This window comes from Micromonospora sp. WMMC415 (assembly GCF_009707425.1).
Classification (GTDB): domain Bacteria; phylum Actinomycetota; class Actinomycetes; order Mycobacteriales; family Micromonosporaceae; genus Micromonospora.
In genome coordinates, this window is record NZ_CP046104.1 from 1,736,053 (window position 1) to 1,749,021 (window position 12,969).

Below are 12,969 nucleotides of genomic sequence, written 5' to 3' on the forward strand. Positions count from 1 at the left end.
CCGATAGGCTCGACCGGTGCGTCGTACCTCAGCCCCGGTCCGCCCGGGCCTGGCCGTGGCCGTCGCGGCGGCGGTCGTGCTCGCCGGCTGCCTCCCGTCCAGGGACGACGACGGCTTCCACCCGGGCGCGGCCGACATCGGCGACCCGTACGTCCCGGGGGCCGGCAACGGCGGGTACGACGTGGACAACTACCGCCTCGCCGTCGACTACGACCCGCCCGGGGACCGGCTCTCCGGCCGGGCCGTGGTCACCGCCACCGCCACCGAGCCGCTGTCCCGCTTCAACCTGGACCTCGTCGGGCTGGACGTGACGGCGGTGACCGTCGACGACGCCCGGGCCGAACACCACCGCGACGGCGACGAACTGGTCGTCACCCCGGAGCGGGGGCTGGCCCGGGGCAGCCGGTTCACCGTCGAGGTGACGTACGCCGGCGTTCCCACCGCCCGCCCCGACGGGCAGCTGGGCAGTGGCGGCTTCCTGCACACCGAGGACGGGGCGATCGCCCTCGGCCAGCCGTACTCGGCCGCGACCTGGTTCCCGGTCAACGACCACCCTTCCGACAAGGCCACCTACGAGATCGAGGTGACCGTCCCGGACGGGCTGGAGGCGCTCAGCAACGGCGTGCCGGGCGGGCGGACCAGCGCGGGCGGCCGGACCACGTGGCGGTGGGCCGAGCGGACGCCGATGGCGAGTTACCTGAGCACGCTGGTGATCGGGGACTACCGGGTGACGACCGGCACCCACGCCGGGAAGCCGATCGTCACGGCGGTGCCGGAGCGGCTCGCCGCGACCGGCCCGGAGGCGAGTTCGCTGGCCCGCACCGCCGAGATCGCCGACTTCCTGGCCGGCCGGTTCGGGCCGTACCCGTTCGAGTCGTACGGCGGGATCGCGGTCACCGACCCGCGGGTGGGGTACGCGCTGGAGACGCAGTCCCGGCCGGTCTACGGGCCGGGCTTCTTCCGGAGCGGGCAACCCAACCTCGGTGTGGTCACGCACGAACTGGCGCACCAGTGGTTCGGCAACAGCGTCGCGGTGGCCCGCTGGCGGGACATCTGGCTCAACGAGGGCTTCGCCACGTACGCGGAGTGGCTGTGGGAGGAGCACGACGGCGGCCGGACCGCGCAGCGGAACTTCAAGCTCCGGTACGCGATGACCGACTGGTCGCGACCGACGCTCGACCCCGGCCGCGGGCAGCTGTTCGGCAGCGCCGTCTACACGCGCGGTGCGCTGGCCGTGCACGCGCTGCGTCGGACGGTCGGTGACGACGCCTTCTTCACGATCCTTCGCACGTGGACGGCCGAGCGGCGGGGCGGCAACGCCACCACGGACGATCTGGTGGCGCTCGCCGAGCGGGTCTCCGGGAAGGATCTGCGCCCGCTCTTCGACGCCTGGCTGACCGGGCGGACCGCGCCGACCCTGCCGTGATGGACGCGTGATCGTCGATCGGTAGGCTCCCGCCTGCGCCCGGCCGGAGCGGGGCGGGGTGGCCGGCGTCGACCGGCCACGGCGACGGGGAGAGGACTGCTGATGGTACGTGGACGACGAAACCTTCGGGTGGGCGTCGGTCTGCTGATGGCGGGTGTGTTGGGGGTGAGCGGCTGCCAGTCGTCCGAGCCGACGGCGGCACCCGAGCAGTCGGCCGCACCGACGGCGACGCCGACGCCGGCGCGGAACTTCACGCCCGGGGCGGCCGGTGCCGGCGACCCGTACTTCCCGAGCTACGGCAACGGCGGGTACGACGTCACGGCGTACACGGTGAAGGTGCGCTACGACCCGGCGAAGGACCAGTTGAGCGGCGTGACCACGGTGAAGGCCACGGCCACGGCGGACCTGTCGTCGTTCAACCTGGACCTGGCCGGGTTGACGGTCAGCGGTGTGACGATCGACGGTGCCGCCGCCGGGCACGAGCAGGAGAAGAACGAACTCGTCGTCACCCCGGCCGCCGGCCTGGTCTCCGGCAACGGCTTCACCGCCGAGATCACGTACGCGGGCGTGCCGAAGCCGCTGAAGAACGAGGTGCTCGGTGAGGGCGGGTGGCTGCACACCGGCGACGGGGCGATCGCGCTGGGCCAGCCGGAGTCGGCCAGCACCTGGTTCCCGGTCAACGACCACCCGTCGGACAAGGCGACCTACCAGTTCGAGATCACCGTCCCGGACGGCCTGACGGCGGTCAGCAACGGCGTGCCGGGCGGGAAGACCAGCACCGGCGGCTGGACCACCTGGAAGTGGGCCGAGAACACCCCGATGGCGAGCTACCTCAGCACGGTGGCCATCGGCAAGTTCCGGCTCACCCAGAGCGAGCACAAGGGACGGCCGGTGTTCCACGCGGTCACGACGAAGGTGTCCAAGGGCGCCGCCGACGCGTCGATCGCGAAGACGCTCAAGGTGGCGGACTACCTGGAGACCGTGTTCGGCCCGTACCCGGTGGACGCGTACGGCGGCGTGGTCGTGTCCGACGAGCGCATCCGGTACGCGCTGGAGACGCAGAGCCGACCGGTCTACTCCGCCGGCTTCTTCCGCCGTGGCGAGAACACCGGCGTGGTGGCGCACGAGCTGGCCCACCAGTGGTTCGGCAACAGCGTGGCGCTGGAGCGGTGGCAGGACATCTGGCTCAACGAGGGGCTGTCGTCGTACGCGGAGTGGCTGTGGGCCGAGCACAGCGGCGAGGGCACCGCGAAGCAGGCCTTCGACATCCGGATGGCCCGGGTGCCGGCGGAGGTGTGGCGGACCCCGCCGGGTAAGCCCGGCGTGAAGAACCTGTTCAGCGAATCGGTGTACGAGCGCGGCGCGATGACCGTGCACGCGCTCCGGGTGTCGGTCGGCGACAAGGCGTTCTTCCAGATCCTGAAGACCTGGGCGCAGGAGCAGCGGAACGGCACCGGCACCACGAAGGAGTTCGTCGAGCTCTCCGAGCGGATCTCCGGCAAGCAGCTGGACAAGCTCTTCGACGCGTGGCTGTACGACACCAGGAAGCCCGCCGTTCCCAAGCCGCTCTGAGCGGTGGTGTCCCCGTCCCCGCCGCCGGCCGGCGGCGGGGACGGGCTCACGATTCCTGCCGCAGCCCCGGATGCGCGGCCAGGTACGCGTCGGCGCGGCCGGCCCGGAGCTCCGGGAGGAACCCGCGCCCGACCTGGGTGAGCTGTTCACCGCGGTAGCCGCTGCCCCGGCCGACGGATGCGCCGGGGAGACCGACGAGGACGAGCCGGTCCGGATCCAGACCGCCCAGGGCGTACGCGACGTCGACGATCCGCGGCCCACCGGCGTAGATCAGGGTGTCTCCGAGTGCCGCCACCACCTGCTCGACCCGCGCCGGGTCCCGGGCCAGGTCCTCGTCGAGGATCTTCGTGACCAGTGCCTTGATCAGCTGCTGCTGGTGGCGCTGGCGCGCGTAGTCGCCACCGGACATGTAGCGCTGGCGCGCGTAGTCCAGCGCCTGCCAGCCGTTGAGGTGCCGTACGCCCGGCTCATACACCATCTGCGGCCCGACGTACCCGCCGCCGCCCGGCTTCGGGGCGCGGTGGGTACCGTCCGGCCGGCGGTGCTGCGACACCACCCGCTGGTCGATCCGCAGGTCCACCCCACCGAGGGTGTCCACCAGCCGGTCGAAGCCGCCGAAGGTGAGCACGGCGCCGGCGTCGATCCGCAGGCCCGTGTAGCCGCTGACCGTGCTGCGCAGCAGGTCGTACCCCTGGGCGGGGTCCGGATTGCGCGGCCGGCCGGGCACCCGGCTGCCGTAGGCCATGGCGTGGGTCAGCTTGGTGCGCCCGCCGCGGTAGTCGGCTCGGGGAAAGGCCGGGATGTCGACCAGCAGGTCGCGGGGGAGTGAGAACAGGTACGCCCGGTCCAGCCCGCGCGGCACGTGCAGGACGAGGACGGCGTCCGAGTGCGGCTCCCAGGCGGGGTCGCTGACCCGGGTGTCCACCCCCACCAGCAGCAGGTTGAGCGGGCCCGTGATGGCGGCGGCGCCGGGCGGCGGGCCGGTCGGTGCGGGCGACGGCGTGGGCGTGGGGGTGGGGGTGGCTCCGGTGGCGCTCGCGTCGGGCGCCGGCCGCTGCGGGCCGCGGTCGGCCAGCGTACGGACCACGGCCGCCCCGCCGGCCGTGAGCAGGACGCCGGCGGCGAGCGCGACCAGGGCGAGGCGCCACCCACGGCGCGCGTCGGACCCGAGGACCATCCGGCCACCCCTTCCCCCGTGCCTGAAGAAACGCGCGGACGGGGGCACCGGGTTGCGCCGGCGCTCGACGATCCGTCGAACGGGTTTCCATGATCGCGGCAAACTGCCCCTGGCGCGACGGCTACCCGCCGGTAATGATGCGTTCATGCGGTACGACGTGGTCGTCATCGGGTCCGGGTTCGGCGGCAGCGTCAGCGCGCTGCGGCTCGCCGAGAAGGGCTACCGGGTGGGGGTCCTGGAGGCCGGGCGCCGCTTCGCCGACGAGGAGTTCCCGGAGACCTCGTGGCGGGTGCGGCGGTTCCTCTGGGCGCCGTGGCTCGGGTGCTACGGGCTCCAGCGGATCACCCTGCTGCGGGCGGCCGACCGGAAGGCCGGCGGCGGGGTGATGGTGCTCTCCGGCGCCGGGGTGGGCGGTGGCTCACTGGTCTACGCCAACACGTTGTACGAGCCGCTCGACGCCTTCTACGACGATCCGCAGTGGCGCGACGTCACCGACTGGCGGGACGAGCTGGCCCGCCACTACGACCAGGCGAAGCGGATGCTCGGCGTCACCACGTACCCGGTCACCACGGGCGCGGACCGGGCGATGCGGTCGGTGGCCGAGCGGATGGGGGTCGGGCACACCTTCCACGCCACCCCGGTCGGCGTGCACATCGGCCGGCCGGGGCAGCGGGTGCCCGACCCGTACTTCGGCGGCGCCGGCCCGGAGCGGACCGGCTGCACGCACTGCGGCGGCTGCATGACGGGTTGCCGGCACGGGGCCAAGAACACCCTGGTCAAGAACTACCTGTGGCTCGCCGAGCGGCTCGGTGTCGACGTGCACCCGCTGACGACGGTGACCGCCGTGCGCCCGGTCGAGGGCGGCGGGTACGCGGTGCACACCGTGCGTACCGGGGCCTGGCTGCGCAAGCGCCGCCAGGTGATCCACGCCGACCAGGTGGTCTTCGCGGCGGGGGCGCTCGGCACCCAGCGGCTGCTGCACGGGATGAAGGCGAGCGGGGCGCTGCCCCGGCTCTCGTCCCGCCTCGGCGAGCTGACCCGGACCAACTCGGAGGCGATCCTCGGCGCGTCGGTGCCCCGCCAGCGGGCCCGGGCGGACGGGACGGACTTCACCGAGGGCGTGGCGATCACCAGCTCGTTCCACCCGGACGCGCAGACCCACATCGAACCGGTCCGTTACGGGCGGGGCTCAAACGCGATGGGGCTGCTCCAGTCGCTCCTGGTCGACGGCGGCCCGCGCCGGGTGCGCCGCTGGCTGGGCTCCATCGTGCGGCAGCCGGGCGTCGCGGCCCGGATGCTGTCGGTCCGCGGCTGGTCGGAGCGGACGGTGATCGCGCTGGTCATGCAGTCGGCGGACAACTCCCTGACCACCCGGATGCGGCGCGGGCCGCTCGGCCGGCAGCTGGTCTCCGGCCCCGGCCACGGTGCCCCGAACCCGACCTGGATTCCCGCCGGCAACCAGGCGGTGCGGCTGCTCGCCGAGGAGATCGGCGGGGTGCCGGGCGGTGCGCTGACCGAGCCGTTCAACGTCCCGATGACCGCGCACATCCTCGGCGGCGCGGTGATCGGTGCCACCCCCGACGACGGGGTGATCGACCCCTGGCACCGGGTGTACGGGCACCCGGGCCTGCACGTGGTGGACGGCGCGGCGGTCTCGGCCAACCTCGGCGTCAACCCGAGCCTCACGATCACCGCCCAGGCCGAACGCGCCATGTCCTTCTGGCCCAACAAGGGCGAGCCGGATCCCCGCCCATCCCTCGGCGCCCGCTATGTCCGCGTCCCCCCGATCCCCCCGCGCACCCCGGCCGTCCCGCCCGACGCCCCCGGCGCGCTGCGGTAAGGAAGGGCCCCTTGTTAACGCCTCCGGTAGAGCAGGGGACCCTTGTTAACAGCCTCACCCCGACGCGCCCGCCGGGTGGCGGCCGGGCGGGCCGTGACGGTGGGTAGGCTTTCTGCACATGAGCACGCCTCGCCCAGTCCTGGTGGTGGACTTCGGAGCCCAGTACGCCCAGCTCATCGCGCGCCGGGTGCGCGAGGCGAAGGTCTACTCGGAGATCGTCCCGCACACGATGCCGGTCGCCGAGATGCTGGCGAAGAACCCGGCCGCGATCGTCCTGTCCGGCGGCCCGGCCAGCGTCTACGCGCCCGACGCGCCGCAGATCGACGCGGGCATGTTCGACGCCGGGGTGCCCGTGTTCGGCATCTGCTACGGCTTCCAGGCGATGGCCCGGGCGCTCGGCGGCACGGTCGCGAAGACGGGCAACCGGGAGTACGGCGGCACCCCGCTGCACACCCGTCCCGAGGCCGGCGTGCTGCTCCGGGACCTCCCCGACGACCTGCCGGTGTGGATGAGCCACGGCGACTGCGTCATCGAGGCGCCGGCCGGCTTCACGGTCACCGCCGAGTCGGCGGGTGCGCCGGTGGCCGCCTTCGAGGACCTGGCCGGCCGTCGCGCGGGCGTGCAGTTCCACCCGGAGGTGGGGCACACCGCGCACGGTCAGGAGATGCTGGCCCGCTTCCTGTACGACATCGCCGGCATCGAGCCCACCTGGACGCCGGAGAACATCATCGACGAGCAGGTGGCCCGGATCCGCGAGCAGGTCGGCGACAAGGAGGTCATCTGCGGGCTCTCCGGCGGCGTGGACTCCGCCGTCGCCGCGGCGCTGGTCCACAAGGCCGTCGGTGACCAGCTCACCTGCGTCTTCGTCGACCACGGCCTGCTGCGGGCCGGGGAGGCGGAGCAGGTGGAGAAGGACTACGTCGCCGCCACCGGCATCAAGCTGAAGGTGGTCGACGCGCAGGAGCGCTTCCTCGGCGCGCTCGCCGGGATCACCGACCCCGAGCAGAAGCGTAAGATCATCGGTCGGGAGTTCATCCGGGTCTTCGAGGCCGCCGCGCGGGAGATCGCCGCCCACGGCGACGTGGAGTTCCTGGTGCAGGGCACCCTCTACCCGGACGTGGTCGAGTCCGGCGGCGGCACCGGCACGGCCAACATCAAGAGCCACCACAACGTCGGCGGGCTCCCGGAGGACCTGAGGTTCGCGCTGGTCGAGCCGCTGCGCACGCTCTTCAAGGACGAGGTCCGCACCCTCGGGCTCCAGCTCGGCCTGCCCGAGGCGATGGTCTGGCGGCACCCGTTCCCGGGGCCGGGCCTGGCCATCCGGATCATCGGCGCGGTCGACGAGGAGCGGCTGGCCGTGCTCCGGAAGGCCGACCTGATCGCCCGCCAGGAGCTGTCCGCCGCGGATCTGGACCGGGGCGTGTGGCAGTTCCCGGTGGTCCTCCTGGCGGACGTGCGCAGCGTCGGCGTGCAGGGAGACGGGCGCAGCTACGGGCATCCGGTGGTGCTGCGCCCGGTCTCCAGCGAGGACGCGATGACCGCCGACTGGTCCCGGCTGCCGTACGAGGTGATCGCCCGGATCTCCACCCGGATCACCAACGAGGTCGCCGAGGTCAACCGGGTGGTCCTGGACGTGACCAGCAAGCCGCCGGGCACCATCGAGTGGGAGTGAGCCGGGCTCACGCCGCGGGCGGCACGGGCGGCTGAGGCGCCGGCCGGCTCTGCGGCGTCGGGACCGGCGCGGTGGTCGCCTCGGGCGTCGCCGCCGGCCACGGGGCCGGCTGCGCGGGCGGGGTAGCCGTCGTGGTCCCGGCCGTCGGCGTGGTTTCGGCCGTCGGCGTGGGCGCGGCCGCCGTCGGGTGCGGCCAGGCGGGCGCGCCGGCCGGCTCCTCCGGCATCAGGAACCACATGATCGGGTACGCGAGCAGCGCGAGGCCGCCGGTGAGCAGGCCGGTGACCGCGAAGATCACCCGGATCAGGGTGGGGTCGACGTCGAAGTAGCGGCCGACTCCACTGGCCACCCCGGCGACCATCCGGTCGGTGACGGGGCGGCGGAGCTGCTTGTACGGGGCTTGGGGAATACCGGTGGTCGTCATGTCTCCACGGTCCGCGCCGGGCTGCCGGTCGACCTCGGTGACCGCCCGGATCCATACCCTGACCCGCCCCTGATGCGGGAGCCTAGAGTCAGGAATCTGACTCTTTTCTATGCCGGTAGCCGGTTGCGGGGAGAATTTGGCCCCGTGACCACCATGCTGGAGCCGCTCCGCAGGATCGCGGCGTACGCAGTCTGCACTGACTCAGTCGGTCGGGTGTTGCTGGTCCGCGCATCGGAGCGCTCCGGCACCCCCGGCACGTGGTCGCTGCCCGGAGGCGCGGTCGACCACGGCGAGGATCCGCACCACACCGTCGTCCGGGAGACCGCGGCCGAGACCGGGCTCTCGGTCAGCGTCGCCGGCCTGAAGGACGTGCTGGCCGACATGCGGGCGCTGCCCGAGCGGGGCATCACCATCCACACCGACCGCCTCCTCTACCGGGTGTCGGTCCGTGGCGGAACGCTCACCGACCGGGTCGACCGGCCCACCGACCTGGCCCGCTGGTTCACCCTCGACGAGGCCCGCGAGTTGCCGCTGCGCTCGTTCACCGCGCGTGCCCTGGGCCTGCCGGCCTCCTCGGCGGACATCGTGCCCGACGAGCCGCCCGAGTTCCCCTCGTTCTACGCGGTGCCCGGGCCGGACGGCCTGCACCGGGCGCAGCGCTTCGCCGCGTACGCCGTGGTCACCGACCCGGAGGGGCGGGTGCTGCTCACCCGCGTCTCGGACGGCTACCCGGGAGCCGGGTGCTGGCACCTGCCCGGCGGCGGCACCGACTACGGCGAGCAGCCGGGCGCCGCGCTGATCCGGGAACTGGTGGAGGAGACCGGGCAGACCGGGCGCCTGGTCGAGCTGCTCGGGGTGGCGAGCCACCGCGACGCCGCCTCGCTGGGGCCGGAGGGGTACCCGATCGACTGGCACGGCGTCCGCGCGTTCTACCGGGTCGTGGTCGACCAGCCCGCGCCGCCGACCGTCGCCGACGTGGGCGGCTCCACCTGCGAGGCCCGCTGGTTCGCCCGGGAGGAGCTGGGCGCTCTCCCCAGCGACCGGCTCACCGAGGTGACGGCGGAAGCCGTCCAGGCCGCCCGCCTGACCTGATCGCCCACCTCACCCCGGGCTCGCCCGGCGCCGCACACGTCGATCATGAAGTTATTGTCGGGACACGCCGGTGTCGACGGCGATAACTTCATGATCGACGTAGTGCGGACGGGGGACGGGTTCGTGGAGCAGCGGCGACGGGTGGCGGCGTACGGGGTTCTGCGGGACGCCGATGGGCGGGTGCTGCTCGCGCGGGGGTCGGCCGCGTGCCCGTACCCGGGCGTCTGGCAGTTGCCCGGCGGCGGGCTGGCGCACGCCGAGCACCCCGCCGACGCGGTCGTGCGGCAGTTCGCCGAGGAGAGCGGGCTCGCCGTGGCGGTGGCCGGGATGCGGGCCGCCGTCGCGGACGTGGCCACCTTCGCCGACGCCGGGATCGCGCTGCACACCGACCGGCTGGTGTTCGACGTGACGGCGCGGGGTGGCACGCTCCGGCCGGAGCCGGCCGGGGGCAGCGACGAGGTGGGCTGGTTCACGCCCGCCGAGGCGGCGACCGTGCCGCTGATGCCCTTCACCGCCGAGCTGCTCGGGCTGGCCGTCACGCCCCTGCCACCGGGGCTCCCCACGGCCCTGCCGGCCGACCAGGCCGCCCCGCTTCCGGCGGGCCGGCGGCAGCGCTTCGGGGCGTACGGGCTGGTCACCGATCCGCGGGGCCGGGTGCTGTTGACGCGGATCGCGGACGGTTACCCGGGCGCCGGCCGCTGGCACCTGCCCGGCGGCGGCACCGACCACGGGGAGGCGCCGGAGCCCGCGCTGCTGCGTGAGCTGGTCGAGGAGGCCGGCCAGCTCGGGCGGGTGGTCGAGCTGATCGGCGTGGACAACCTGCACAACCCGGCCGCGCTCGGGCCGGAGGGGTACCCGCTGGACTGGCACGGCGTCCGGGTGGTCTACCGGGTGGCGGTGGACGGGCCGACCGAGCCGCGGGTCACCGAGCTGGCCGGGGGGTCGACCGAGTGCGCGGCGTGGTTCGACGTCGGTCAGCTCGCCGGCCTGCCGCTGACCGACATCGCCAGCCGCGCGATCACGGAGCGTGTTGGCTGAACCGTCGGCCGTCGGGGGCCGTACGTGAGGACACGGCGCCTGAGCACGGCGACCGGCAAAGCATTAAACAGGTATATATCGGTCATCAGGGATGCCGGGACTCGCTCGCCGCGACGACCTCGCCCAGGTCCGGTACATTCGAGTGAGGGAGTTGGCGGTGAAACGGGCGATGCGGCCCGGGATGGGAATATGAGAGCGGTTCGCGCGGTTTAAGGGAGATATAAGTACCGCCGGCAGCTATCGCCAATCCCCGTTCCCCTATGCGATGGTGTACTCCGCAAAACGGCTGCCGGGCCAGAGAGGTCCGGCACGAGACAGCCGGACACCCGCCGCCGAGGCGGTGAGCCGATCCGGTGATGGAGGAAACGTGCCGAGAGCCCCATGGCGCCGGCGTCGTACGACTGACAGTCCGCGCCCCGCAGGGCGCCGTTGGGCGGGCCGGCTGCGCCGCAGCAGCACGTTCGCCCGCCAGGTGCTGCTGGTCCGGGTGGGTCGCCGGGACGGCGACCTCCGTGCCGGCACCGACGTGGCACTGGTCGAGCGCCGGTACGCGGACACCCGGTACGGCCGGTACGACGCCGAGATCGAGGCGGTCGTCCCGGTCAGCCCCGCCCTCGCTCCCGCGTCGCCGGTCGACGACCCGACGGCGATGTCGATCCCGCTGCTCCCCGGCGAGCGGACCGTCGCCCGCCGGATGAAGTTCGCGGTGGTCAACGCGTGCACCCTGGCCAGCCTCATGCTGGGCATGCTGGCGATCTTCCTCGCCATGCAGGGTGAGGTGCGGGTCGCGGCCCTCTGCCTGATCGCCTGCGTCGCCTTCGACGGTCTCGACGGCGCCCTGGCCCGCAAGCTCGGTGTGGCCAGCCCGTTCGGCGCCCAGATGGACTCGCTGGCCGACATGTGCTCGTTCGGCCTCGCCGCTCCGGTGGTGGTCTACGCCTCGCTGGCCGGCTCCGTGCCGCCGGCCGCCGCCGCGGTGGCCTGCGCCCTCGTCGCCGCCTGCGCCGCCATCCGGCTCGCCCGGTTCAACGTCTCGCCGAAGGACGGCCGCTTCTTCTGCGGCGTGCCGACCACCATGGCTGCCGCGGTGCTCGCCCTGACGGTCGCCATCGGGCTGCCGGTGTCGGGGCTGGTGCTGGTCAGCGGGGTGACGCTGCTCGCCTTCGCCATGGTCTCCAGCTTCCCGTACGCGAAGCTCGCCCGCCTGGTGAAGCTGCCGCCGTGGCTGTGGCTGGCCCCGGTCCTCGGCGCGCTGGTCGACATCCGGCTCACCTTCGCCCTCGTCGTCGCGGGCTACCTGCTCAGCGGCCCGGTGCTCTGGCTGCGCCAGCGTCGCACCGTCTGACGATCAAGCAGCAGGAAAGGGGCGCCGCGGGTATCCGCGGCGCCCCTTTTCAGCTTGTTGGCGGAAGTCAGCGCCAGCGGGCGATGACGGTCGACCCGCCGACCACCTTGTCACCCGGGCCGACCAGCGGCTCCGCCGCCTCGGCGGGCAGGTAGACGTCGGTGCGTGAGCCGAACCGGATCAGCCCGAAACGCTCGCCCTTCGCCAGCAGCGCGCCGATCGGCGCCCGCTGCACGATCCGCCGGGCGATCAGCCCGGTGCGCTGCGCCACCACCACCGTGCCGTGCGCGGTGTCCAGCACCGTGTACGCGGCGACGTTGTGCTCGGCCTCCGGCTTCATCGCGTTGACGAAGCCGCCGTCGGCAACGAAGTAGTCGACCACCTTGCCGGCTACCGGGGAGCGGTTGACGTGCACGTCGAGCACCGACAGGAAGACCGCGATCCGCAGCCACTCGCCGTCGCCGAAACGCTCGTCGTGCAGCCGCTGCACGGAGAGCACCTGCCCGTCGGCGGCGGCGACCACGGCAGACGGGTCCTCCGGCACGTCCCGCTCCGGGTCGCGGAAGAAGGCGGCCACGGGCGCTGCGGCCAGGGCGGGCAGCAGCCACAGCTTCGACCTGGGCCGGGTCAGCCGGGCCAGCCCCGCCAGCCCGAGCGCGATGCCCGCGGCGGCCACGCCGTTGGAGTCGATGTGCATGGTGCGGGTCAGCGGCACGCTGGACGGCCGGTACGCCGGAGCCAGCCCCGCGGCCGCGGCGGCGTCGACCGGGGTGAACCGGAGCCGGTGCACCCGCAGCGGCGGGTTGTTGCGCAGCACCAGGTCGCTGCCGACGCCGTACAGCGCGCCCTGGCGGTCCAGCTCGTCGGCGGCGCCGGCGCTGCGACCCGGGGCGACCGGCGCGGCGACGCTGAGCACCGCCCCGTCGGCCAGGTACTTGCCCAGCCCTTCGATGGCGGCGCGGGTCTCCTCGGCGGTGCCGGTGAACGGCTCACCGACGATGGCGACCGCCGCTACCTCGGCCTCGGCCAACGTCTCGACGACGCGGACCCGCTCGGCGACCCAGCGGCCCTGCGTGGAGACGTGCTCACGCAGCGGCGCGGCGCTCGTCGCGGCGGCCGGCACCACGGTGAGCGTGTCACCGGGCAGCAGCGCCTCGATCGCCGCGGCGAGCACCGGGGACTCCGGGCTGGCGCCGACCAGGAGGGCGGCCTTCGGGTCGTTGATCCGGGCGAACTCGGCGACGAGGGTACGGGCGGCACGCTCGCCGATGCGGACCGGACCGGACCGGCCGGAGAGGCGCACGGCGGGGGACTGGGTCATGTCGGGCGGGCTCCTGACGGGTCGGGACGACGGTTGAGGCGGAATACCGGCACGGCCGGCGC

General features: G+C 73.7%; 9 protein-coding genes and 1 pseudogene. 7 read left to right on the forward strand and 3 right to left on the reverse strand.

Annotated elements, in window-relative coordinates; translation table 11 throughout:
* The first annotated feature begins 16 nt into the window (after positions 1–16).
* Together GKC29_RS08545 and GKC29_RS08550 are read left to right on the forward strand one after the other, a co-directional pair.
* Positions 17–1,426 (forward strand): M1 family metallopeptidase, encoded by a 1,410-nt coding sequence (locus tag GKC29_RS08545; protein ID WP_155330306.1) that lies wholly within the window; start codon positions 17–19, stop codon positions 1,424–1,426.
* Between the two features lie 102 nt (positions 1,427–1,528).
* Positions 1,529–2,998 (forward strand): M1 family metallopeptidase, encoded by a 1,470-nt coding sequence (locus GKC29_RS08550; RefSeq protein WP_155330307.1) that lies wholly within the window; start codon positions 1,529–1,531, stop codon positions 2,996–2,998.
* Positions 2,999–3,044: 46 nt separating this feature from the next.
* On the opposite strand, the gene GKC29_RS08555 is transcribed toward GKC29_RS08550, so the two are convergent.
* A complete protein-coding gene (locus GKC29_RS08555) occupies positions 3,045–4,175 on the reverse strand; it encodes an LCP family protein (RefSeq protein WP_155330308.1) in 1,131 nt (376 codons plus the stop codon).
* A 145-nt stretch (positions 4,176–4,320) separates the two neighbouring features.
* Here GKC29_RS08555 and GKC29_RS08560 point away from each other — a divergent pair, with 145 nt between their 5' ends.
* Positions 4,321–6,015 (forward strand): FAD-dependent oxidoreductase, encoded by a 1,695-nt coding sequence (locus GKC29_RS08560; RefSeq protein WP_155330309.1) that lies wholly within the window; start codon positions 4,321–4,323, stop codon positions 6,013–6,015.
* Between the two features lie 118 nt (positions 6,016–6,133).
* Positions 6,134–7,687 (forward strand): glutamine-hydrolyzing GMP synthase, encoded by a 1,554-nt coding sequence (gene guaA, locus GKC29_RS08565; RefSeq protein WP_155330310.1) that lies wholly within the window; start codon positions 6,134–6,136, stop codon positions 7,685–7,687.
* A gap of 112 nt (positions 7,688–7,799) precedes the next feature.
* On the opposite strand, the pseudogene GKC29_RS08570 reads toward guaA, so the two are convergent.
* Positions 7,800–8,111 (reverse strand): annotated as a pseudogene (locus GKC29_RS08570) (PspC domain-containing protein); the annotation flags it as partial.
* A 144-nt stretch (positions 8,112–8,255) separates the two neighbouring features.
* On the opposite strand from GKC29_RS08570, the gene GKC29_RS08575 reads away from it, so the two are divergent.
* From GKC29_RS08575 to GKC29_RS08585, 3 genes are all read left to right on the forward strand, one after another.
* Positions 8,256–9,203, forward strand: a complete 948-nt coding sequence (locus GKC29_RS08575) for an NUDIX hydrolase (RefSeq protein ID WP_155330312.1) — start codon at positions 8,256–8,258, stop codon at positions 9,201–9,203.
* Positions 9,204–9,326: 123 nt separating this feature from the next.
* The gene (locus GKC29_RS08580) at positions 9,327–10,241 is read left to right on the forward strand and encodes an NUDIX hydrolase (protein ID WP_155334039.1); all 915 of its coding nucleotides are present in this window, start codon (positions 9,327–9,329) and stop codon (positions 10,239–10,241) included.
* A gap of 442 nt (positions 10,242–10,683) precedes the next feature.
* Positions 10,684–11,586: a phosphatidylcholine/phosphatidylserine synthase gene (locus GKC29_RS08585; RefSeq protein ID WP_155334040.1), complete on the forward strand. Its 903-nt coding sequence runs from the start codon at positions 10,684–10,686 to the stop codon at positions 11,584–11,586.
* Between the two features lie 67 nt (positions 11,587–11,653).
* On the opposite strand, the gene GKC29_RS08590 is transcribed toward GKC29_RS08585, so the two are convergent.
* Positions 11,654–12,907: a phosphatidylserine decarboxylase gene (locus tag GKC29_RS08590; protein WP_155330313.1), complete on the reverse strand. Its 1,254-nt coding sequence runs from the start codon at positions 12,905–12,907 to the stop codon at positions 11,654–11,656.
* Positions 12,908–12,969: the final 62 nt, after the last annotated feature.